The 21,628-nt window shown below is 66.7% G+C and carries 20 protein-coding genes and 1 tRNA gene; 13 read left to right on the forward strand and 8 right to left on the reverse strand.

The genetic code is table 11. The features are described 5' to 3' along the window. Positions 1-269: 269 nt before the first annotated feature. A complete protein-coding gene (locus E6G92_01970; protein TMJ18632.1) occupies positions 270-1,412 on the forward strand; it encodes a site-specific DNA-methyltransferase in 1,143 nt (380 codons plus the stop codon). Between the two features lie 103 nt (positions 1,413-1,515). After that, complete coding sequence (gene folP, locus E6G92_01975) at positions 1,516-2,577, forward strand: dihydropteroate synthase (protein ID TMJ18633.1); 1,062 nt, start codon at positions 1,516-1,518, stop codon at positions 2,575-2,577. Here the strand turns inward: folP and E6G92_01980 are convergent. From E6G92_01980 to E6G92_01995, 4 genes are all read right to left on the reverse strand, one after another. After that, complete coding sequence (locus E6G92_01980; protein ID TMJ18634.1) at positions 2,574-4,001, reverse strand: murein L,D-transpeptidase; 1,428 nt, start codon at positions 3,999-4,001, stop codon at positions 2,574-2,576. The genes folP and E6G92_01980 overlap by 4 nt on opposite strands. A 95-nt stretch (positions 4,002-4,096) precedes the next feature. Further along, complete coding sequence (locus E6G92_01985; protein TMJ18635.1) at positions 4,097-4,447, reverse strand: GFA family protein; 351 nt, start codon at positions 4,445-4,447, stop codon at positions 4,097-4,099. 197 nt (positions 4,448-4,644) lie between these two features. Then, entirely contained in the window at positions 4,645-6,105 is a 1,461-nt protein-coding gene (locus tag E6G92_01990) for a sigma-54-dependent Fis family transcriptional regulator (GenBank protein ID TMJ20658.1), read from the reverse strand. Between the two features lie 99 nt (positions 6,106-6,204). Next, positions 6,205-7,764, reverse strand: a complete 1,560-nt coding sequence (locus E6G92_01995; GenBank protein TMJ18636.1) for an amine oxidase — start codon at positions 7,762-7,764, stop codon at positions 6,205-6,207. 132 nt (positions 7,765-7,896) lie between these two features. Here E6G92_01995 and E6G92_02000 point away from each other — a divergent pair, with 132 nt between their 5' ends. From E6G92_02000 to E6G92_02035, 8 genes are all read left to right on the forward strand, one after another. Continuing rightward, on the forward strand, positions 7,897-8,034 hold the full coding sequence (locus E6G92_02000) for an aa3-type cytochrome c oxidase subunit IV (protein ID TMJ18637.1): 138 nt from the start codon (positions 7,897-7,899) through the stop codon (positions 8,032-8,034). Between the two features lie 17 nt (positions 8,035-8,051). Continuing rightward, positions 8,052-9,179: a Re/Si-specific NAD(P)(+) transhydrogenase subunit alpha gene (locus E6G92_02005; protein ID TMJ18638.1), complete on the forward strand. Its 1,128-nt coding sequence runs from the start codon at positions 8,052-8,054 to the stop codon at positions 9,177-9,179. Beyond that, complete coding sequence (locus E6G92_02010) at positions 9,176-9,577, forward strand: hypothetical protein (GenBank protein ID TMJ18639.1); 402 nt, start codon at positions 9,176-9,178, stop codon at positions 9,575-9,577. Before E6G92_02005 ends, E6G92_02010 begins: the two co-directional genes overlap by 4 nt. A 25-nt stretch (positions 9,578-9,602) precedes the next feature. Continuing rightward, positions 9,603-9,884: an NAD(P) transhydrogenase subunit alpha gene (locus E6G92_02015; protein TMJ18640.1), complete on the forward strand. Its 282-nt coding sequence runs from the start codon at positions 9,603-9,605 to the stop codon at positions 9,882-9,884. Position 9,885: 1 nt separating this feature from the next. Then, the gene (locus E6G92_02020; GenBank protein ID TMJ18641.1) at positions 9,886-11,346 is read left to right on the forward strand and encodes an NAD(P)(+) transhydrogenase (Re/Si-specific) subunit beta; all 1,461 of its coding nucleotides are present in this window, start codon (positions 9,886-9,888) and stop codon (positions 11,344-11,346) included. Positions 11,347-11,364: 18 nt separating this feature from the next. Then, positions 11,365-12,261, forward strand: coding sequence for a hypothetical protein (locus tag E6G92_02025; GenBank protein TMJ18642.1), 897 nt, complete (start codon positions 11,365-11,367; stop codon positions 12,259-12,261). Positions 12,262-12,536: 275 nt separating this feature from the next. Then, positions 12,537-13,451: a MarR family transcriptional regulator gene (locus E6G92_02030; protein TMJ18643.1), complete on the forward strand. Its 915-nt coding sequence runs from the start codon at positions 12,537-12,539 to the stop codon at positions 13,449-13,451. Positions 13,452-13,492: 41 nt separating this feature from the next. Beyond that, positions 13,493-13,568: transfer RNA gene (locus tag E6G92_02035), tRNA-Val, on the forward strand. 148 nt (positions 13,569-13,716) lie between these two features. On the opposite strand, the gene E6G92_02040 is transcribed toward E6G92_02035, so the two are convergent. Beyond that, complete coding sequence (locus E6G92_02040) at positions 13,717-14,280, reverse strand: helix-turn-helix transcriptional regulator (GenBank protein ID TMJ18644.1); 564 nt, start codon at positions 14,278-14,280, stop codon at positions 13,717-13,719. A 100-nt stretch (positions 14,281-14,380) separates the two neighbouring features. On the opposite strand from E6G92_02040, the gene E6G92_02045 reads away from it, so the two are divergent. After that, on the forward strand, positions 14,381-14,857 hold the full coding sequence (locus tag E6G92_02045; protein ID TMJ18645.1) for a hypothetical protein: 477 nt from the start codon (positions 14,381-14,383) through the stop codon (positions 14,855-14,857). 145 nt (positions 14,858-15,002) lie between these two features. Here E6G92_02045 and E6G92_02050 read toward each other — a convergent pair whose 3' ends face one another. Beyond that, a complete protein-coding gene (locus E6G92_02050; protein ID TMJ18646.1) occupies positions 15,003-17,141 on the reverse strand; it encodes a calcium-binding protein in 2,139 nt (712 codons plus the stop codon). Between the two features lie 267 nt (positions 17,142-17,408). On the opposite strand from E6G92_02050, the gene E6G92_02055 reads away from it, so the two are divergent. Beyond that, positions 17,409-18,056 carry a glutathione S-transferase family protein gene (locus E6G92_02055; protein TMJ18647.1) on the forward strand — a complete coding sequence of 216 codons (648 nt, stop codon included), beginning with the start codon at positions 17,409-17,411 and terminating at the stop codon, positions 18,054-18,056. Positions 18,057-18,231: 175 nt separating this feature from the next. Then, on the forward strand, positions 18,232-18,633 hold the full coding sequence (locus E6G92_02060) for an aromatic ring-cleaving dioxygenase (GenBank protein ID TMJ18648.1): 402 nt from the start codon (positions 18,232-18,234) through the stop codon (positions 18,631-18,633). 48 nt (positions 18,634-18,681) lie between these two features. On the opposite strand, the gene E6G92_02065 is transcribed toward E6G92_02060, so the two are convergent. Then, complete coding sequence (locus E6G92_02065; GenBank protein TMJ18649.1) at positions 18,682-19,620, reverse strand: hypothetical protein; 939 nt, start codon at positions 19,618-19,620, stop codon at positions 18,682-18,684. After that, positions 19,617-21,626: a hypothetical protein gene (locus E6G92_02070; GenBank protein ID TMJ18650.1), complete on the reverse strand. Its 2,010-nt coding sequence runs from the start codon at positions 21,624-21,626 to the stop codon at positions 19,617-19,619. Before E6G92_02070 ends, E6G92_02065 begins: the two co-directional genes overlap by 4 nt. Between the last annotated feature and the right edge of the window lie 2 nt (positions 21,627-21,628).

Genomic DNA, 21,628 nt, shown 5'->3' on the forward strand with positions numbered 1-21,628 from the left:
GGTGGCTCCGCCTCCTTTTCCAAGGCTTCGGTTCATGGGTCCCGGCTTTCGCCGGGATCACTCGGGGATTGGCACTCGTTTGAGTCTTTCCCGCCACACCACTTCAGATTGAGTCTCAGCACGGCCGGGTGCCACAAGATGTGGGGCCAGACTCGTTTCGTTCCCGCTACGCTCAACGAGATATTAACCATATCCGGCAAGTGTCTGATCTTGACCGCGGAGTCCGCGTGACTCAGCATGGCTGTCCTTTGTGAACCGGGGGCGGATCGATGAGCGTGATGGGGCGGGTGGCAACGGCTGTGAGGCCGAAAAAGAGCGTGGCCGCAGCGCCTGCGCCGGAGCTCCCGCTCAATCAGATCCTGCGCCAGGATTGCGTCGCGGCGATGGCGGCCTTGCCCGACGGTTGCATCGACATGGTCTTCGCCGATCCGCCCTACAACCTCCAGCTTGGCGGCGACCTGTTCCGGCCCGAGGGCGGCCGGGTGGACGCGGTCGACGACGAATGGGACAAGTTCGATACGTTCGCGACCTACGACACCTTTACCCGCGCATGGCTCAAGGAGGCGCGGCGGATATTGAAGCCGAACGGGACGCTGTGGGTGATCGGCTCCTACCACAACATCTTCCGGGTCGGGGCGGCGCTCCAGGACGCGGGCTACTGGATCCTCAACGACATCATCTGGCGCAAGACCAACCCGATGCCGAACTTTCGCGGCACGCGCTTCACCAACGCGCACGAGACCCTGATCTGGGCGTCGCGGTCCGAGGACAGCCGCTACACGTTCAATTACCGGGCGATGAAGGCGCTCAACGACGAGCTGCAGATGCGCTCCGACTGGACCATCCCGATCTGTTCGGGGGGCGAGCGGGTCAAGGAGGGCGGCGCCAAGGCGCACCCGACGCAAAAGCCCGAGGCCTTGCTCTACCGCGTGCTGCTCGCCTGCACCCACAAGGGCGACGTGGTGCTCGATCCTTTCTTCGGCACCGGCACGACCGGCGCGGTGGCGCGGCGCCTGGGGCGCAACTGGATCGGGATCGAGCGCGAGAAGCGCTATGTCGCCGTCGCCCGGGCGCGGATCGATTCGACCCTCGAGCTCGACGAGAGCGCGATGAAGGTGATGGCCTCGCGCGGCGACCGGCCGAAGGTGCCGTTCGGGACTTTGGTCGAGTGCGGCGCGGTCGTTCCCGGAACGATGCTGACCGACGCCAGGCGGCGCTGGCAGGCGCGGGTGCTGGCCGACGGATCGGTGGAGCACGGGGGCCGGCAGGGCTCGATCCACGGCATCGGCGCCGCCGTCCAGGGCGCGCCGTCGTGCAACGGCTGGACATTCTGGCATGTTGAGGAGGCGGGAACTTTGCTGCCGATCGATGCCCTCAGGCAGAACTATCTCGACGCACTGCAAGGTTCCTAGTCGCCGTCATTCCCGCGAAAGCGGGAATCCACCTTTACTTCCTTCCGACTCGGTGCCGAAGAAAAAGCTGGATTCCCGCTTCCGCGGGAATGACGAGGTGTTGATGACAAATACCTATCTTCGGCCTACCGGGTTCGTCGATGCGCCGTTCGGCCATGACGGCAAGGTCGCGCGGCTGGCGGGGGGGCTGCTGTGGTTCGCGCTGGTCGAGCGGATCGGCGCCGACGGCGGCGAATTGATTCCCGTCGAGGGGATCGAAGCGCGGCTGGGCGAGGAGGAGCGAGTCCAGTGGGAGCGGCTGACCGGCCCTCGCGCACCGCTCAAACTCGGCGAGCGGGTGATCCGGCTCGATCAGCCTCAAGTCGCTGGAATCGTCAACGTCACTCCGGACAGCTTTTCCGAAGGCGGGCTGCTCGAAGATCCGCTGGCGGCGATCGCGGCGGGCCATGAGATGGCCGCCGCCGGCGCGGCGTTGATCGACGTCGGCGGGGAATCGACGCGGCCCGGCGCTCAACCGGTCTGGGAAGGCGACGAGGCCAAGCGGGTGGAGCCGGTGATCCGGGCGCTCGCCGCGGCCGGGACGGCGGTCTCGCTCGATACGCGCAAGGCCTCGGTGATGGAGGCGGGCTTGGCGGCCGGCGCGGCGATGATCAACGACGTCTCCGCGCTGACCTTCGATCCGCTCGCCGCCGAGGTGGTGGCGGGCGCGGCCTGCCCGGTGGTGCTGATGCATCATCAGGGGCCGCCCGAGACGATGCAGGACAATCCCCGCTACGCACGGCCGGTTTTGCTCGAAATCTACGACTGGCTGGAGGCGCGGATCGATGCGGCGGTCGATTCGGGAATCGCGCGCGAGCGGATTATCGTCGATCCCGGCTTCGGCTTCGGCAAGAACGTGCAGCACAATCTGGCGCTGATGAACGGCCTGGCGCTGCTCCACGGGCTCGGCTGTCCGATCATGCTCGGCGCCAGCCGCAAGCGCACGGTCGGCGCGCTCTCGAACGAGGCGCCGGCGGACCGGCGGCTCGCCGGTTCGATCGCGTTGGCGCTGAAGGGTGCGGAGCAGGGCGCGCAGCTCTTGCGGGTCCACGACGTGCCCGAGACGGTGCAGGCACTGAGAGTGTGGCGCGGCCTGAGGGATGCGGCGCTTAGCGGGTCGTCCTAGGAATGGTCGCGGCCGTAGACGTCGCGCTGGAAGACGATTCCGTCGCGCGAGGGCAGGGCCGTGAAATAAGCGAGATAGACCGGCACCGGCTCGGGCAGGTCGACGTCCTGCTCGGCCGCGCCGCTCGGGACCGGGACGTTGCCGTTGAACAGCCAGCGGGCGAGGCGCTGGGCGTCCTGAAGCCGGACGCAGCCGGAGCTTTCGTGGCGGTCCGCCTGAGCGAGCAGGTGCCTGAGCGGCGTATCGTGCAGATAGACGCCGAGATCGTTGGGCATCATGAACTTGATCCGGCCCATCATGTTGTGCGGTCCGGGCAGCTGGCGGACGTTGACGAGCTGGCGGCCGGCGGCCACCGCCGCCCAGTTGACCCGCCGCGGATCGAGCACGCGCGCGCCCGGGCTCCAGTCGGAAAGAACCTGCAGCCGCTCGCCGGTGATCACCCCGGGTCCGCGCCGCGCGGCGTTGCCGGCGCGCTTGCGGATGAGGTCGGGCGGCAGGTTCCAATAGGGATTTTGTACCGCGTAGCGGATGGTGCCGGCCATCAGCGGAGTCGGCATCGCCCGCTTGCCGACGACGACCCGCATCGCATCGACGATGCGGCCGTCCTCGATCATCCACAGCCGCGCGGAGGCGGTATCGACCAGGATCGAGCGGCCGGTGCGCGCGGGGATGGCGCGGGCGCGCTCGATATTGGCGAGGATGAGCTGCTCGTAATGAAGCGCGCCGCGGTTCAACGCGGCGATCGTCGCGGGATCGGGAGTGCCGGTCTGTGGGAGGCCGTGGACGTGCTGGAATTCGCGCAGGGCGGGTGCGAGGGCGGCCGTGGGCGTGAGGCCGAGCCGCTGGCGCAGCATCGCTTCGTTTGCGCGCGGGGGAAGCGAGATCTGCGGCAGGCGCGACCAGCGGGCGCGGTAGGCGGCGAGGCCCCGGACGAGGCCCTGGAAAGCCGGGTTGACCCGCTCGAGCACGGTCAATTGCCGGTCGAGCGAGGCCGCGCCGGCGGCGCCGTCCAGCAGCTCGCGATCCGACGGGCTCCCGGGCGCCACTTCGGGATCGATATAGCGCATCGCATTGCCGGCCGGCCCCCGCAGCCGATCCCGGGCAAAATCGGCATAGGCGCGGCTGAGCAAAAGATCGACGCGGGTGAGCCGATGCGGATCGCCGTCGGCGGCGGCGGCGATTGCGGTCTGCAACGCGGCGTTCGGGGCAATCATCCCCAGCAGCCGCCGCGCCTCGGGCTTCAGCCCCTCGCGAGTCACCCAGAAGGGCGCGAAGCCCCGATCGCGATAGAAGGCCGCGATCTCCGGCCCCACGTCGAGAGGCGCGAGCCCCGCCGGTGGCGCGGCCGGCGCTTCATGCGCCGGGCCGAGAGTCAGCGAGGCGGTGGCGAGGAGGGCCAGGGCAAATGCTCGGGGCGCGCGCATGCGGCCATTCTATCCCTTCGCGGCCGGTCTTCAATGGCGCTTGCTCTCCAGCCGCCGGATGTCCCGCTGCCGCACAGGTCGACGGCTAAAGCTTGTCAGAGCTTGTGGGCACCGTCGAACGGCGTGATTTCCAACGCTTCGAGATCGATATCCTCTGCGCAGCGCAGGTTGATCTCGACCATCGGGCCGTTGGGGCCGGTTCCTTCCGCGAAGGGCGCGCAGCCGCAGGTCTTGCAGAAGTGGAAGTCGATCACGCGCTTGTTCCACTCGTAGGAGGCGATTTCGGCGCGCGGCGTCTCCAGTGTGAACTTGTCGGGCGTGGTGAAATGGTGAAGCGCGGCGCGGCGGCGGCAGATCGAGCAGTTGCACTGCATCGCCTTGACCGGCGGCTTCTCATCCACCCTGTAGCGGATCGCGCCGCAATGGCAGCTTCCCTTGAAGGTCATCGGCGTTCCTCCTCTGGACAGAAGACGGTCGGGAGAGGGCGGGGGTTCCTCAGGCGGGAGCGGACCGCCACGGCACCATTATGCCGTGACGTCGATCGGGCTCGGCTGGCGCCGACCCGCCCGGCCGGCCGGGCCGACTCCGGGCCTAGCTTCGGGGCCGCTTCGTGTCCGCGGCGCTACTCCCGGGACGGCCTCGGCTAGGCCGCTACATCGCCGATCCCGAGCTCGCCGAGCTTGCGGTAGAGGGTGGAGCGCCCGATCCCGAGCCGTCTCGCCACCTCGGTCATGCGGCCGCGGTAATGGCCGATGGCGAGGCGGATGACGTCGGCCTCGATCGCTTCCAGCGGACGCAGATTGCCGTCGCTCTCGAACAGGGTGATTCCCGCTCCGTGGTTGAAGGCGGCGCTGTGCGAAGCGCCGTTGAGCGGCTTGGCGTGGTGATCGTCGGCGCGGCGGCCGTGGGCGGCCTCGGTCGCGATGTGGGGGAAATCGGCGGCGGTGAGCGCGTCGCCGTCGCACAGGACGGCGGCCCGGAACAGGGCGTTCTGGAGCTGGCGGACGTTGCCCGGCCAGCCGTAGGACATGAGGATGGCAAGCGCGTCGTCGGTGATCGAAAGGTAGCGCATGCCGGGCTGCTCGGCGATGCGCGCGAGAAGGTGGCGAGCGAGGGCGGGGATGTCGCTCTGGCGGTCGCGCAAGGGGGGGACGGGGACGTGGACGACGTTGAGCCGGTAGTAGAGATCCTCGCGGAAGCGGCCGGCGGCGACCTCCTCGATCAGGCGGCGGTTGGTCGCGGCGATGATCCGGACGTCGACAGTGAGCGTGTTGCGGCTGCCGACGCGCTGGATCTCGCCGGTCTCGATCGCGCGCAGCAGCTTGACCTGGGTGTCGAGCGGCAGCTCGCCGACCTCATCGAGGAAGATGGTCGATCCGTCGGCATCCTCGAAGCGGCCGATATGGCGATCGAACGCGCCGGTGAAGGCGCCCTTTTCGTGGCCGAACAGCACGGATTCGACGAGATTTTCGGGGATCGCGCCGCAATTGACGGTGTGGAGCTGCTTCTTGGCGCGCGGGGAGGCGGCGTGGATCGCCTGGGCGACGATTTCCTTGCCCGAGCCGCTCTCGCCTTCGATCAGCACCGAGACCCGAGCGCGGGCGGCCTTGGCGGCGATGGCGAGGGCCGAGCGGAACTGGGGCGCCGAGCCGACGATCTCCTCGAAGCCGAGCGCCTTGGAGATCTTCTCCGAAAGCGGGCGAAGCTCGCCGACCCGCTTGCGCCGGTCGGTCGCGCTGTTGAGCGCGGCGAGCAGGCGATCGGGCGCCAGCGGCTTGACGATGAAGTCGCTCGCGCCGGCGCGGATGGCGTCGACCGCGACGGCGACGTCGTTCTGGGCGGTGAGGATGAGGAGCGGGAGATCGGGCCACAGGGAGCGGATCTGGGCGATCAGCTCGCTGCCCGCTTCGCCGGGAAGCCAGTGATCGAGCAGGATCGCGTCATATTTCGGCTCCTGCGGATCCTCCTGCATCTGGCGCGCGGTCTCGAAGTCGCTGGCGCCGCGCACCCACCATCCGGCGCGCGCGCCGATGGCGGTGACCAGCCGGCGCTGGGCGGGCTCGTCGTCGATCAGCAACAAGCAACGATTGGGGTCCGCCCGCATCATATCCCTCTCGAAATGGGACTGCCGGGATAGCCGAAACGAGTAAAGGCGGACTTAAAACGGCCCTAGGGTTCTTTACCGAGGTTAAGTTTCGTGCAGTCAGGCGGCGAGCGCCTCGGCCGGGGCGAGCGCGGCCTCCGCGGCGATGCGCCCCGTCTGCACCGCGCCCTCCATATAGCCTGGGAATGCGTCCGACAGCCATTCGCCGGCGAACAGCAACGGACCCGCTTGGGGCACCTGGACCGACCCGTCCTCCTCGATCGCGAACAGGGTGGCGAAACGGCTGAGCTGGCCGGGGCGGTAGTTGATGTAGGCGCCCTTCGTAAGCGGATCGTCGCACCAGCGGGTGCGGCGAACCCGGCCGTTGGGCCTGGGGAGGGCGGGGACGACGCGGCGGGCGGCGGTGCTGAAGCGGTCGGCGAGATCGGCCATCGAGACGCCCTGCGCCGCGGCGTCCACCTGATCTCCGCCGAGGAAGTAGCAGAGCGCGCCGGGACCGGCGGCGGGCGCGAGCGAGACGGCGTCCCAGATCGCGGCGAAGTCGCGGCCCGACCAGATCGCTCCGCCGAACCCGACCGAGCGGCGCCAGGCGCTCATGTCGTCATAGCCGACGATGAGCTTCTCGTTGCGGCCGAGATGGATCTGATCGATCAGCGCGCGCCACAGGCGGGGCAGCGGTCCTTCGATCCGAACCTCGCGAATCATGTTCGCCGGAAGGGCGACGATGACCCGGTCGGCGGTGACGGATTCGCCGTCGGCGAAGGCCAGCCGGACGGCGGGACCGGTGAAATCGAGCGCGGTGAGGCGCCGGTTGAAGCGGATTGCCGCCGCGTGCTCCGCCGCGAGATGGCGCGCGACCTGGTCCGAGCCGCCCGACACGACGTAGCGCTCATCCGAATTGGGGATTCGCGAGAGACGGCGGCCGTCGACCGTGGGCAGGTTGAAGAGGAGCTCGATCGCCGAGGCCTCGTGAGGCTCGGCCCCATATTCGGTGCGGATCGCCGCCTCGAGCGCGTCGCGCGCGTCGCCGGGAGGCAGGCGGTGGCGATCGAGATAGTCCTTGACGGAGAGCGCGTCGATTTGGGGCGCGAAGCCGAGCCGATCGCGATCGAGACGGTCGGCATCGGCGGTGATTCGAGCGGCGATCCCGCGCAGTGCCGCCGCGAGGCGGGCCTCGCCGACGAGGCCGCCGGAGCGGCCGATCTGGAACTCGTGCGAGGGTCCGAAAGCCTGGCGGTCGACGAGGAGGATTCGATAGCGGCGGAGCAGGGCGAGCATCTCCCGGTGATCGCTGTTGACCAGCTGCGCGCCCTCATCGAACGCGTAATTTTCGGCGAAGACTCCGCGCACCGAGCGGGTGCGGCCGCCGGCCGCGCCGCGCGCCTCGTAGAGCGTCGCGTCGATCCCGCGGCGGCGCAAAGTATCGAGCGCCGAAAGGCCGGCGAGGCCGCCGCCGACGATCGCGACGCTCGGGCGCTCGGCGGCGAAGGCGGGCCAGCGCGGCAGGGTCATGGCGCCGATTCCGCCGGCCAAAGCGGCGAGGACATGGCGGCGGGTGAGGCCATCGCCGCCGGGAATCGCCGCCGGCTCGCCGCGCTCGGCCAAATTCATCGCCCGAGCCCGATCCAGCGCGCGCCAGACGCCATCCGCTACCCGCATGGTTTCGCCCCCCTCAAGTCGAATCCGGGGCTCAGACTAACCCGAAGACGCCGCGGGCGCGAGAGGCGCTTGCCCGCCGCCCCCGGCGCTTGCTAGAGCCTGCACGCGCTTCAAGCAGGAGGAATGCTCGTCATGGCAGCCGAAGGCGACGCCAGTAAGGACTTCAAGGCCCATGAGGGCACCTACGCAGGCTTCATCGGCCTGATGAAATGGGGGGCGATCCTTTCGGTGATCGCGGCCCTGCTCGTCATCGTCATCATCCGCGCCTGACGCCGGGGTCAGGGGGCTTGAAGATCGCGGTCCTGAAGGAAAGCGAAGCCGGCGAGCGCCGGGTCGCCGCCACCCCCGAGACCGTCAAGAAATTCATCGTGCTCGGCGCCAGCCTGTCGGTCGAGACGGGCGCGGGCGAGGGCGCGTCGATCGCCGACGCGGATTACGAGGCGGCGGGGGCCAGCGTCGCCCCGCGCGCCGCGACGGTGAAGGACGCCGACATCATCCTGTGCGTGCAAGGGCCGGACGCGGATGCGCTGAAGGGCGCCAGGCCCGGGGCGCTGCTCGTCGGCGGGCTGAACCCGTTCGCGCGCCGCGACCGCGTCGAGGGCTATGCGGGGGCGGGGCTCGGCGCGCTGGCGATGGAATGGATGCCGCGCATCACACGCGCGCAATCGATGGACATCCTCTCCAGCCAGGCCAATCTCGCCGGCTACAAGGCGGTGCTCGACGCCGCGGCCGAATATGGCCGCGCCTTTCCGATGATGATGACCGCCGCGGGCACCGTCTCGGCGGCCAAATTGTTCGTGATGGGCGTGGGCGTCGCCGGGCTGCAGGCGATCGCCACCGGGCGGCGCCTCGGCGCGCAGGTCTCGGCGACCGACGTGCGCTCGGCGACCCGCGAGCAGATCCTCTCGCTCGGCGCCAAGCCGATCTTCGTCGAGGCCGTGAAGGGCATCGAGGGCGAGGGCGCGGGCGGCTACGCGACCGAGATGTCGGACGAATACAAGGCGGCCCAGGCGGAGCTGGTCTCAAGCCATATCGCCAAGCAGGACATCGTCATCACCACCGCCCTGATCCCCGGCCGGCCGGCGCCGCGGCTGATCAGCGACGCGCAGATCGCGTCCATGAAGCCCGGCAGCGTGATCGTCGACCTCGCCGTGGAGCAGGGCGGCAACGTGGAGGGCGCGGTGGCGGGCGAAATCGTGGTGAAGCACGGGGTGAAGATCGTCGGCCACCGCAACGTGCCGGGCCGGCTTGCCGCGGATACCTCGGCTTTGTTCTCGCGCAATCTCTACAACTTCCTCTCCGCCTTCTGGGACGGCGAGAAGAAGGCGCCGATGCTGCCGGCGGACGACGAGATCGTGAAGGGGGTTCGACTGACAGAGGGCGGCAAGATAGTCCACGAGAGGCTGCTGGCGTGAGGGGCTCCGCGGCCGCGGCCGGCGTGGTTTCGGCAGCGATCCTGTTCGCGCCCGGTTGCGGCGAAAGCCCCCAGAAGGGGCAGGGGGCGGACGATCCCGTGCGCCGGGCGAGCTTCCGAAGCCTCGCGGCGAAGGAATTCCTGCTCGGCTGCCCGGGCGGGGGCGAGAGACCGGAGACGCAGCGGCAGCTCGAGCGGCTCGCCGAGCTCAACCGGTTCGCGGACGAGAAGGGGGCGCTCCAGTCGCTCCAGCTCGCCGCCAACGATTGGGCGGGCGTCGGCCGCCACGACGCGCGGGCGCCGTGCGCGCCGGGCGAGGCTGCCTACCGCGCCGCGCTGGCGGATTTTTCGGACCGGCTCGACGAGCTGGCCGCGGGCATCGGGAGCTACCGGCCGTGAGCGTGCAATGTGAGGAATGGGCCTGATGGACTTCATTTCGATCCTGTCGATCTTCGTCCTTGCCTGCTTCGTCGGCTATTTCGTCGTCTGGTCGGTGACCCCGGCGCTGCACACGCCGCTGATGAGCGTGACCAACGCCATCTCCTCGGTAATCATCGTCGGGGCGCTGATCGCCAGCGCGGCTGCGGGGGTGCCGGGCGCGAAATGGCTCGGCCTCGCGGCGGTGGCGATGGCCAGCGTCAACATCTTCGGCGGCTTCGCCGTCACCGCGCGGATGCTCGCCATGTACAAGAAGCGGGAGCGCTAAGATGGAGCATGGCGCCGCGACGCCCGCTTGGGTGCTGATCGCCTATCTCGTCGCCGGGGTCTGCTTCATCCTTGCGTTGCGCGGCCTCTCCAGTCCCGTCAGCAGCCGGCGGGGCAACCGCTTCGGCATGTTCGGCATGGCGCTCGCGGTGGGGACGACCCTGATTCACTACCGGCCGCTCGCCGGCGCGCAGATCGACAGCCTGCTGCTCGCGGAAATCCTCGGGGCGATCGGCATCGGCGCAGTAATCGGCATCGTCACCGCGCGCAGGATCGCGATGACCGCGATGCCGCAACTGGTCGCGGCGTTCCATAGCCTGGTCGGCCTGGCGGCGGTGCTGGTCGGGGCGGCGGCCTATCTCAATCCCGAGGCGTTCGGAATCGCCTGGCGGATCACGCCGATCCTCGGCCCCTCGATCGTCAACATATTGCCGGTCAGCCGCGTGGAGATGGGGCTCGGCGTGGCGATCGGGGCGATCACCTTCTCGGGCAGCGTGATCGCCTTCCTCAAGCTCAACGGAAACATGTCGGGCAAGCCGATCATCCTTCCGCTCAGGCACTTCATCAATCTCGGCACGCTGGCCGCGATCCTCGGGCTGATCGGCTATTTCACGGTCGACCAGAGCCCGTGGGTGTTCTGGACGATCGCGGCGCTCAGCTTCGCGATCGGGTTCCTGCTGATCGTCCCGATCGGCGGCGCGGACATGCCGGTCGTCGTCTCGATGCTGAATAGCTATTCGGGCTGGGCGGCGGCGGCGATGGGCTTCACGCTGCACAACAGCGCGATGATCATCACCGGCGCTTTGGTCGGAAGCTCGGGCGCGATCCTTTCCTACATCATGTGCCGAGCGATGAATCGTTCGTTCATCAGCGTGATCGCCGGCGGCTTCGGCGGCGAGGACGCGGTCGCGGGCGGCGGCGGCGCGATCGACAAGCCGTGGAAGCGCGGCTCGGCCGAGGATGCGGCGTTCCTAATGAAGCAGGCCGAGCTGGTGATCGTCGTGCCGGGCTACGGCATGGCGGTGGCGCAGGCCCAGCATGCGGTGCGCGAGATGGCCGAGGTGCTGGAGAAAGAGGGCGTCGCTGTAAAGTTCGCGATCCATCCGGTGGCGGGGCGGATGCCGGGGCACATGAACGTGCTGCTGGCCGAGGCGAACGTTCCCTATGACGACATTTTCGAGCTCGAGGACATCAATGCCGAGTTCGCCCGCGCCGACGTCGCCTTCGTGATCGGCGCGAACGACGTCACCAACCCGGCGGCGAAGACCGACAAGTCGTCGCCGATCTACGGCATGCCGGTGCTCGACGTGGAGAAGGCCAAGACGGTGCTGTTCGTGAAGCGATCGATGGGCGGCGTCGGCTATGCGGGAGTCGACAACGAGCTGTTCTACCGCGACAACACCATGATGCTGCTCGCCGACGCCAAGAAGATGGTCGAAGAGATTGTGAAGGCGCTCGGCTGAGCGGACAGGAGGGGGAAGATGCTGACCGTTGGAACAATCGTCGGAGGCGGCTTCCGCCTGGTGAGGGACAAGCCGGTCGCGGTGCTTGTCTGGTGCCTGTGCTACATGGCCGCGATGGCGGTGATGAGCCTCGCCATGGGCCGCACGTTCGGGGCGATGGCTTCGGCCGGCAAGGATCCCGCCGCGGCGATGGCTCAGATGAGCTCCACGATGGGGACGTTCCTGCTCGTCGAGTTCGGCATGATGATCCTGTTCGTCGTGCTGTTCACCGCGACCCAGCGAGCCGTGCTGCGGCCCGAGCAGAGCGGCTTCGCCTACATACGGGTCGGCATGGACGAATTGAAGATGTTCGCGCTGGCGTTCGTCCTGCTTATCCTCCTCTATGTCGGGATGCTGATCGTCGGGATCGTCGGCGCGATCATAATCGGCGTGGTCGCGGTCGCGGCCGGGCCGGCGGCGATGGGAGTCTCGATGATCGTCCTCTTTTGCGCGCTGATCGCGCTGGCGATCTGGTTCGAGGTGCGGGTGTCGCTGATGTTCCCCCTGACGCTGATGACCGGCAATATCGCGATCGGCGAGGGCTGGCGGCTTTCGAAAGGCCGCTTCTGGGCCCTGTTCGGCGGCTATCTCGTCGTCGGCCTCATCCTGTTGGTGCTGTGGATCGGCGTGATGGCGGCGACGATGGGCCCCTATCTCGCCGCCCTCAGCCGGATCGGCAGCGATCCGCTCGCCATGCAGCAGGCGATGCAGGCGCAGATGGCCGAATATGCATCGATCACGCCGCAATCGATCCTGCGCCTCGCGCTGTCGGGCCTCGTCGGCGGCCTCGGCATGGCGCTGATCGGCGGCGCGGTCGCCACCGCCGCGAAGGAACTGACGACCGACCGCGAGGGAATGGCCGAAACATTCGCCTGAGCGGAACATATTCGTCCGAAGCGGAGCGGATCGCGCGACAGGAATCGCCGGATTCCGAGACTAAATGTCTTCAAGGCCCGGTGCGCGAGCCGGCGTTCGCTCCATCGCCCTCTTATGGCGGGCGGTTCCAATCGCCAATATTCTCAAATTTTCAGCAGCAAACCGCGGCCGGCCTGTAAAGTCGATCCGAATCGGACTCGAAAACGGTTCAACGGTCGCCCGCACAGGGCATTGTCCGTTTCGGATAGAAAAGGCGCGCGGCGCCGGAGGTGGGGATGGGCCAGAAAGCGCTGGGGGACGTCGTCTACGGCGCCTCGCTGCCCGTCTGCATTCTCGCCGACAGCGAGAAAGCGCTCAGTCGGATGCGCCAGTCCGCCAGCGCCGCCGGTTGCCGCCTCGCCTGCAGCGCGACGATCGACTCCTCCGGTCTTTTCGAGAGCGTGCCGGCCGCGGCGGCCTTGATCGAACTCGAGGGCGTCCTGGGCGACGAAGCGGCGCTGCCGCTTCTCGACTGGGCGCAGCACGAGGCGGCGAGCGGGGCGCGCCGGGTGGTGATTTCCGCGCCCGCGGCCCTGCTCGACCTGGTCGCGGCGCGGACGCCGCATTTGCATGTGACCCAGCTGTGCGAGGCCGGCGAGGCGGAGCGGGTCGCGGCGATCGCCCTCGCCAGCCAGTTGTCCCGCCAGCGCTTCCACGATGTCAGGCGCGAGGAGGCGCCCGCGATTCTGCAGCAGCTCACCGAGGACGTCGGCCGTATCGCCGCGCTCCTTTCTTCGCTGTCGGAGGATGAGGCCGTCGCGCTTGCCGGCGCGAGGACGGGCGCGAGGACGGAGGAGGGCGCGCCGATCGAGGCGCCCGTCGTGCGCGCCATCATCCGCGCGCGGCGGATGCGCGACCAATTCTTCCGCGGCGAGATATTCGCGGACCCGGCCTGGGACATGCTGCTCGACCTGATGGCCGCGCGCATCGAGGGGAAGCGAGTCGCCGTTTCGAGCCTGTGCATCGCCGCCGCGGTGCCGGCGACGACCGCTCTGCGCTGGATCAAGATGCTCACCGACCGCGGCCTGTTCATCCGCTCGGCCGACCCGCAGGACGGCAGGCGCGTGTATATCGAGCTCTCGGACGAAGCGGCGCGCGCGCTGACCGCCTATCTGCGGGCTGTCGAAAGGCTGGGCGTCTCGGTCATCTGAGGCCTTGCGAGCGGGCGGAGCCGATGCCACTTAGCCGCCGAGGGCGCTTAGCTCAGTTGGTAGAGCGCTTCCTTTACACGGAAGATGTCGGCGGTTCGAGCCCGTCAGCGCCCACCATGACGCGGTGCGCAGTACGCCGCACTGCGCAGCCTTGTCGGGGCGGCAAGGCGACCGCGTCCTCCGCCGGGCTGGTTCACGTCGGCTCTGCCCGACTCCGCACGCAGCTTGCGATCGCTTCGCGCTCGCTGCTCTGCGTGCGGGCGGCCTAGAGCCCCCTGATGAGCCTTACCGCCACCGCGCCCCAGGGGGGATCGGTGACCACCGTCTGTCGCTGTCCCGCACCCAGCGGGAGAATGTGCAGCTTGTCCCCCTCGCGGCCGATCAGGCGGCCGAAGATGAAGCGGCCCGCGGGGCGAGGGAGGAGGACGTCGCGATTGAGGGCACCGGCAAAGGCTTCGGGCGCGAGGCGCACCAGCCAGATCTCGTCGCCGGCCCGGTAGTCGCCGACGCTGGCGTTGACGGTGATCGCGACGAGGCCCGGCTGAGGCTGAGGCGGGATCACCACGCCTTCGCGGCGCGGGGCATGGGCGCCGTCGTGATCGAGCGTCGCCGCCAGCGGGATATCGTCGCGCTCCGGCAAGGTGACGAGATCGGACGCTTCCACGCCGAGCGCCTTGGCGATTCGGTTGAGCCAGCCGACCGAGACCGTGCGCGTGCCCGTTTCGAGCCGGCCGATCGTCTGCGGCGTGGTTGGGGGGTCGCAGCGGTTGGCGACGTCCTGGAGGGTCATCTTGCGCGCCCGGCGTACCTCGCGAATGCGGGTGATCATCGAAAACTCCCTAACCGTCCTGGTTCACCCTCTTTCCTACAACCATCCGTTCATGGCAAGATAAAACCTCAACCGATTCGCAAAAAAGATGGAGACCGACATGAACAGGATGCTGGCGGAGAGAGTGTTGCCGCAGGGGGAGGCGCGAAAAGCCACGAGACGGCCGGGTCGCAACGTGACCGTCAACCTCGCCGAGTCGCCGCTCGGCTGGCTTCGGGCGCGCTCGCTGATCAGCGCGCGGCAGCTCGATGCGGGAGAGAAGCTGCGGGCGGACTGGGAGCAGGCGGGCTACGGACCCAAGGTGACGATGGAATGGGGCCAGCCGGCGCGCGACAAGGCTTCGCGGCGAGCGCCTCCGCCGCTGCATCCGACGGTTCGCCAGACCGCGGCGCGGCGGCGGGTCGATTCGGCGATGAAGGCGGTCGGGACCGGGCTCACCGACCTGCTCTGGCGGCTGGTCTGCGCGGGCGAGGGGATGAGCGAGGTCGAGGCCGCGCTGGACTGGCCACGAAGCAGCGCCCGAATCGTGCTGTGCATCGCGCTCGACCGGCTTGCGGATCATTACCGGATCAGGTGAGGGGCGGGGTGGGGGCCGCCGCGGCACCATTGTGCCGCGACGTCGGACGGGCTCGGCGGACCCGATGTCCGCCGCCCCGCCGGCCGGCTTAGCTGACTCCGGGCGCAAGGCCGGGCCGCGGCGCGTCCGCGGCCTTGCTCCACGGTCAGCCGAAGCTGAAATCGCTGGCGTGGATCTGGTTGAGCTTCACGCCCTCCAGCAGGATCGAGTCGCCCGTTCCCCAACTGATCAGCACGTCATTGCCGATCTTGGTCAGCGTGAGGTCTCCGAAATCGTCGACGCCGGCGATGCCGTCGAGAAAGATCGTGTCCTTGTTCTTCTCGAAGTCGGTGATGCGGTCGTCGCCATCGCCGGGGCCGAAGCCGAACAGGTCGTTGCCTTTGCCGCCCGTCAGCACGTCGTCGCCGCCGCCGCCCCAGAGCGTGTCGTTGCCCTTGCCGCCATTGAGCACGTCGTTCCCGCCGGCTTCCGGGGTCGGTAGATCGGCGACGTCGCGATAGGCGACGATCGGGCCCGAGCCGCCGGTGCCGTGCGTGTCGACGGCGACCAGCCCGTCGCCGTAGAGCGTGTCGCCGCCGTCGCCGCCGCTCAAATTGTCCGCCCCGGAATAACCGGCGAGAAGATTATCGTTGCCGTCCCCGATGAGGTAGTCGTCGAAGGCTGAGCCGGAGAGATTCTCAAAGCCGTTCAGGGTCATCGCCCCCTGCTCGGTCGCCTGTGCTCCGCCCTGGAGCGCAAGCGAGACAGTGACTCCCGCGACGGTGATGTCGGTGCCGTTGCCGTGCAGCGAGAGCGTGTCGGTGCCCGTGCCGCCATTCACATTGTGGTTGCCGGTGCCGACCTGGACGAGATCGTTGCCGCCGCCGCCATTCAGTATGTCGTTTCCGGTGACGCCCGAGCCGTCCGAGCCGCCCCAGACCCAGTTGTCGCCGCCGTCGCCGGTTAGGACGTCGTTGAAGCGGGTGCCGGATACGTGCTCGATGCCGATTAGGGTGTCGTTGCCCTGGCCGGTCGCCTGGGCGATTCCGGCGATGTTGAGGTTGACGGTCACTCCGGCGAGGGCGCTCGGGGCGTAGGTGGCGCGATCCCAGCCGGCGCCGCCGTCGAGAATGTCGTCGCCCTGGCCGCCGTCGAGATAGTCGTCGTCATTGCCGCCCTTCATCGTGTCGTTGCCGTCCATGCCGCGCATGAAATCGTGGCCGTCGGCGCCGGCGAGGAGGTTTGCGCCGGCATCGCCGCGGGCAAAGTCGTTGAACGCCGAGCCGAAGAAATTCTCGATGCTCACCAGCGTGTCGGTGCCGCCCATGCCGTCGTCGGCGAAGCCGGAGCTGAGGTTGATGAAGACCGGACCCGTGCCCGAGGCGTAGCTCGCCGTGTCCGAGCCGCCGCCGCCGTAGAGCGCGTCGTCGCCTTCGCCACCCTCGAGCGTGTCGTTGCCGCCGACGAACAGCGGATCGATCAGCACGACATCGGAATAGGTCGCGATCGGCCCGGACAATCCGGTGTCGTGCGTATCGGCGATGATCCGGCCGTCGCCGTAGAGCGTGTCGTTGCCGAGCCCGCCCGACAGCAGATCGCTGCCGCCGTCGCCGGCGAGGACGTTGTTGGCGCCGTCGCCGGTCAGATTGTCGTCGCCGGCCGATCCGGAAAGATTTTCGAACCCGCTAATGGTCATGCTGCCAATGCCGGTTGCCTGGGCGCCGCCCTGGAGCAGCAGGGAGACGGTGACCCCGGCGAAGGCCGCGTTGTTTCCCCAGACGGAGAAGCTGTCGATGCCGGTGCCGCCGTCGGCGGTCACATTGCCCGGCCCGACCTCGACCAGATCGTTGCCGCCGAAGGCCTCGATCGTGTCGTCGCCATTCTCGCCCCACAACCAATTGTCGCCGTCATTGCCCTGGATGAGGTCGGCGAATTCGGTGCCCGAGGCATGTTCGATGCCGACCAGCGTATCCATGCCGACGAGGGTGTTCTGGGCCACGCCCTGGATGCGCAGGTCGACGGCGATGCCGCTCGTCGCGGTGACGAAGGCGATTCGGTCGAATCCGGCGCCGCCGTCGATGAGGTCGTCGCCCGGGCCTCCGCGCAGATAATCGTCGCCATTGCCGCCCAGCAGGATGTCGTTGCCGCCCTCGCCGCGCAGATTGTCGTGGCCGTCGCCGCCGTCGACCGTGTCGTTCCCGTCGCCCGCATTGACCAGATCGTTGCCGTCGAAGGCGGTTATGGTGTCGTCGGCGGGCGTCCCGATCAGGAAATCGTCGCCCGGGGTTCCGTTGATTATCGCCATGTTCAGGCCCTCCCAGTCAGCGGCCGGCGGCGCGGCGGCAGGAAGGGCCGCGGGCGAGGCGCTTGGTTGCAAGCGAATGGAAAATCGGGCGGCGCCCGATTCCCGGGACTCGGCTTGTTAAGCGACAATAACGGGTAGAATTGCGCGCTTCAATTCCGGGCCTTAACCATAAATGCTTCAATTCGAAACAAATGGCTGCTCTTGAGTTCGGCGCCAGCCCGGCCTAGCGTCGTTTCATACCGAAGCGGACAAAAAAGGAATCGCGTCATGATCGTCTATGGGTCGTCGCTGTCGCCGTTCGTGCGCAAGGTGCTCGCCTTCGCCGCCGAGAAGGGTATCGAGGTCGAGCTCAAGCCCTCGGGCCTCGGCAACAAAGATCCCGAATTCCTCGAGGCCAGCCCGTTCGGCAAGATGCCGGGCCTGAGGGACGGCGACTTCGCCATTTCCGATTCTTCGGCCATCGTCGCTTACATGGACTCGGTGAAGCCCGAACCGAACCTGATCCCGACGGAGCCCAGAGCGAGGGCGCGGGCGATCTGGTTCGACGAATATTCGGACACGATTTTGTTTGCTTGCGGGGGGAAGATGTTCTTCAACCGGATCGTCGCTCCGCGGTTTCTCGGCCAGCCGGGGGACGAGGAGATCGCGGCCAAGGCGGAGTGCGACGAGCTTCCGCCCCTGCTCGACTATCTGGAGCGGGTCATTCCCGAGAGCGGATTCCTGGTCGAGGACCGGCTGACCCTCGCGGACATTTCGGTGGCCAGCCCGTTCGCCAACCTCCAGCATTTGGGCGTCGTGCTCGACCCGGCCCGGCACCCGCGCCTCGAGGCCTATGTCGAGGCGATCCTCAGCCGGCCGAGCTTCGCGCCGTGGATCGCCAAGGAGGCGGCATTCCTTGAGAAGACCGCGGCCTGATGCGCGCCATCGCCAGGACCGTCTCGTTCCACGCCTATGCCGGTTCGGTGGGCGAGGCCGGCCCCCCGCGTCACGTCGGGCGCAAGGCCTATGTCGAGGCGATCCTCGGCCGGCCGAGCTTCGCTCCGTGGATCGCGAAGGAGACGGCGTTTCTCGAGAAGACCGCCGCCTGACGATGCGCGCCGTCGCCGAGATCGCCTCCTTCCACGCCCACGTCTATTTCGGCGGCGAGGGAGAGGCGGAGGCGGCGCGGCGGCTGCGCGAAGCGGTGGCGGAGCGATTCGCGGTTCGGCTGGGCGCCTGGCGCGACCGCCCGGTCGGCCCGCACGCCCGCGCCATGTTCCAGATCGCCTTCGCGCCCGGCCTGTTCGGAACGATCGTCCCCTGGCTGATGCTCAACCGCTCCGGCCTCTCGATCCTCGTCCACCCCAACACCACCAACCAGCGCCGCGACCATGTCGACGACGCCTTGTGGCTCGGCCCGGCGCTGGCGGTGGACGAGAGTGTGTTGCCGGACGGGGAGGGCGAGGCGGAGGGGGCTGGCGAGGTGAATACGGAGCCGCGCCTCGATCCGTAAAGGCTCAACAACTAAACAGAATCTTCGCTCTGATCGCTGTGATCAGGACTAAAGGTTGATCGGGTACACCCATGATCGCCCCACCCCCTTCGATGTCTCGCGATCGTACAAACTAGCGTTCGGATAGATCATGCTAGCTGGCCGCTTCGTCAGATGACGTAAATAATAGAGACCGAAGCCGACCGCCTGCGGCTTCGTGGCAAGCGGCGTCAAATAAATATTGGTGATCTGCCTATGCTTGCTAACAGTATCGACTGCTGTGGCGAGTGAGGATGCTATAACGAATGGGTCATTGGCGCTGCTGAAATAGACTTCGTCGCCAATCCGCGACCTCTCGGATCTCACCCGGTGCAACCGCAGGATACTTTCGTGATACATGTCCGCGCTCAGGGACGGAAATGAGTGGAGTTGGAGTATCCGGGCGGCCTCCTTCGCCTGAAGCGCATGGGATATCAGCTGATGATCGTAGCCGACCCCGAGTACCAACAAATCGCCATTTACGTCATTCTCGTGCGCACCGATATAGCCGGCGACTGATCGCACCTCGACGTCTTCACCGATCGAAAACCGGGTTTCGGCACGGCGCTTATAATGTTCGGGCTCCGTGTAAAGGAGGTCGAAGCTACGACACCCCTGGTCGTTCAAATAAGCCATGAGAAACAAAATTTGCGGCCGCATCATGCCGGTGATGTCGACGCACAGCCTTTGGCTGCTATCGAAGCCGATCTCCCGCATTCCCCGCGTGACGACCTCGTCTTCATGCCCTGCCTCGAGATGAACTGCGTTTTCGAGGTGAGATATCTCACCGGCCCCGTAGGCATATTCGGGTAACACCCACCACGCCCGCTTATTCGCCGGCACCGTTGTAAAGACCCGTTGCACGCGCTCGCTGTCGTTATAGGCAGAGACGAACAGATCCCAAGGCTCGGTCTCACCAGCATGCAGCCGATATTTCGCGTCGATGAGCGACTCGATTTCGATGTTCACGCTTGAAACAGCTCCTGAGCGCCGTCCCCGGGCGGACTCACTATTCTGTTCACCCGACGCTTGAAGATCGTCGGGAGCGTCGAGCGCAGGTCAGGATCGAGGATCGCATTGGCAAATTCGCCGGCTAGTTCGATTGATCCTCTGAGATGTTCGGACACCTCCCATCGCGGTGCAAGCATTGGCGCGAGCCGAAATTTCTCGTCGACGCGCCGATTGTTCTTGTTCCGGCGGCCTTCAGGCAACCGAATTAGGTACGACCAGTTCTCCGCAATCCTCAGCACTTTGCGGCTGTTGTCAGTCAGTTCGTCCAAGGCGACGCTGAACATGCACAGGTCGCACTCAGATGGCGCATGACCGAAACGCACTGTTCGGAAAAGGATGGCGATGCCTTCAACCGCTTCTCGAACGCGCATGCCGTCGCTGCCTGGTTGTGCGTCTTCCCAAAACCATGATGCTCCATCGCGGACACCGTCCGTCTGCGACCGGATCGAAATGACACCGCCTTCAAATGGGTGCTCGCCGGCAAATTGGGCGCGTCGATAGATGTGCTTCAAATTGGTTAGTAAATTCCGGGGGCTGCCCTGAGACAGCGTCACTAGCGTCGGGAATCCCGTGTAGGGTACACGTCGGCGAAAGTCATAATAGAGTTGCGCCAGAATGTCCGATCCCCAGTAGCTAATGAAATCGTGCAGCGCTTTACCCTCGTTTCGATAGCCGGCTGCCAACGCTCGCGCTTGATCACCAGCGTACTGCGCCAAGTCGATGGCCTGAGCGACGCTCTTCGGCCATTTTTTTCGAAAGTAAAAAGAGGACGCCTTTTCAAGAAACAGATGGTCCGGGACCGCAAGGGCAATGAGTACAGCCTCGACGTCGTCGTCGGCCATGCCAGGAATTAGCTTGAGATCATCCTTGAGTCGGCTGTGGAGGTAGCGGCGGCGATCGCTCTCGCCATGGGGCATCAGGTCGCGCTGCGCGGCCTCCCAGTAATTGGAACTGTCGAGAATCTCGAAGCACTGATCGAGCGCTCGATTGCCCTTAGTGTCCACGAGCGAACCGAAGGCCTGAAGCCGCTTCTGAACTAAGCTGCGAACCAGATTTTCATATTCCCGCGGCTGTTCGCGCAAGAGACGGTCGAGCTCGACTCTCTCATATTCGGCATTTCGCTTGATCGGCTCACCCGAACCAAGGGTCTCGTATGTCTTGACCCCATACAGTCTGGCGCCAAGCTTGATCGTGGCATTTCCTGAGCGATAGCGGATGAGCGAGTTCAGGAAGCGCTGTTGATCCTCGGTGAAGTTTTCCACTTCGTCGATGAGGTAAACGATCAGCACCTCAGCTAGCTCGGGCACTAGATCGGCAATCAAGCGAGGTATACCGAACACCAGCCGCCCTGGAGAAAAGGTTATTGTGATCTCAGCGGCCTTGCCCGAAAGCGAACTGTTGTTGACGGCAAAGTCGATGCTCTTTCGCGTTCGCGTCAGATAAGCGAGCAAGCTGGACACATCCCTGAACTCACCGCTCATCGAGATATCGAACAGGTCGGACACTCCGGCGGCAAACGCCGCTTCGTCGATTGGCTCGTGACGCTGAGCGCAGAAATCTCGCAGGATATCCACCAAGCTTGTGGCCAGCCAGAGCTCGAAATACATGCTGAAAATCGGATTCCAGTATTCGGCACTCAGCCCTTTTCCAGAGAACTTGTCCGTATTCAGTGCATTGGCAAGAACGTAGATGCCCAGATATCCATCTTGCGCAACCGCACGAGTCAGGCTGCCGTCTCGCCGAGCCGCCTGCACTGGCGCCGAGCAGTAGCGCATTAAATGCGTCTTGCCGCTTCCTTTGCCGCCAAGCAGGAGCATCGGCAGCCGCAACGTCGGCTTCAAGATACCAAGCAGGCCGCCGGGCGCGTCCGAAAAGTCGACCCAATGTTCCGCAATCTCGGCGTCCGAGAAGTCGGACGCCCTGTTCAGATCGAACGGATTTTCGTGGAGGCCCGGTTCGCGCATGT

This window comes from Alphaproteobacteria bacterium, from assembly GCA_005883305.1.
GTDB lineage: Bacteria > Pseudomonadota > Alphaproteobacteria > Sphingomonadales > Sphingomonadaceae > Allosphingosinicella.

Coding starts and splice junctions, on each gene's coding strand:
- E6G92_01970 (TMJ18632.1), top strand. CDS start 270: ATGAGCGTGATGGGGCGGGTGGCAACGGCTGTGAGGCCGAAAAAGAGC.
- folP (TMJ18633.1), top strand. CDS start 1,516: ATGACAAATACCTATCTTCGGCCTACCGGGTTCGTCGATGCGCCGTTC.
- E6G92_01980 (TMJ18634.1), bottom strand. CDS start 4,001: ATGCGCGCGCCCCGAGCATTTGCCCTGGCCCTCCTCGCCACCGCCTCG.
- E6G92_01985 (TMJ18635.1), bottom strand. CDS start 4,447: ATGACCTTCAAGGGAAGCTGCCATTGCGGCGCGATCCGCTACAGGGTG.
- E6G92_01990 (TMJ20658.1), bottom strand. CDS start 6,105: ATGCGGGCGGACCCCAATCGTTGCTTGTTGCTGATCGACGACGAGCCC.
- E6G92_01995 (TMJ18636.1), bottom strand. CDS start 7,764: ATGCGGGTAGCGGATGGCGTCTGGCGCGCGCTGGATCGGGCTCGGGCG.
- E6G92_02000 (TMJ18637.1), top strand. CDS start 7,897: ATGGCAGCCGAAGGCGACGCCAGTAAGGACTTCAAGGCCCATGAGGGC.
- E6G92_02015 (TMJ18640.1), top strand. CDS start 9,603: ATGGACTTCATTTCGATCCTGTCGATCTTCGTCCTTGCCTGCTTCGTC.
- E6G92_02020 (TMJ18641.1), top strand. CDS start 9,886: ATGGAGCATGGCGCCGCGACGCCCGCTTGGGTGCTGATCGCCTATCTC.
- E6G92_02025 (TMJ18642.1), top strand. CDS start 11,365: ATGCTGACCGTTGGAACAATCGTCGGAGGCGGCTTCCGCCTGGTGAGG.
- E6G92_02030 (TMJ18643.1), top strand. CDS start 12,537: ATGGGCCAGAAAGCGCTGGGGGACGTCGTCTACGGCGCCTCGCTGCCC.
- E6G92_02040 (TMJ18644.1), bottom strand. CDS start 14,280: ATGATCACCCGCATTCGCGAGGTACGCCGGGCGCGCAAGATGACCCTC.
- E6G92_02045 (TMJ18645.1), top strand. CDS start 14,381: ATGAACAGGATGCTGGCGGAGAGAGTGTTGCCGCAGGGGGAGGCGCGA.
- E6G92_02050 (TMJ18646.1), bottom strand. CDS start 17,141: ATGGCGATAATCAACGGAACCCCGGGCGACGATTTCCTGATCGGGACG.
- E6G92_02055 (TMJ18647.1), top strand. CDS start 17,409: ATGATCGTCTATGGGTCGTCGCTGTCGCCGTTCGTGCGCAAGGTGCTC.
- E6G92_02060 (TMJ18648.1), top strand. CDS start 18,232: ATGCGCGCCGTCGCCGAGATCGCCTCCTTCCACGCCCACGTCTATTTC.
- E6G92_02070 (TMJ18650.1), bottom strand. CDS start 21,626: ATGCGCGAACCGGGCCTCCACGAAAATCCGTTCGATCTGAACAGGGCG.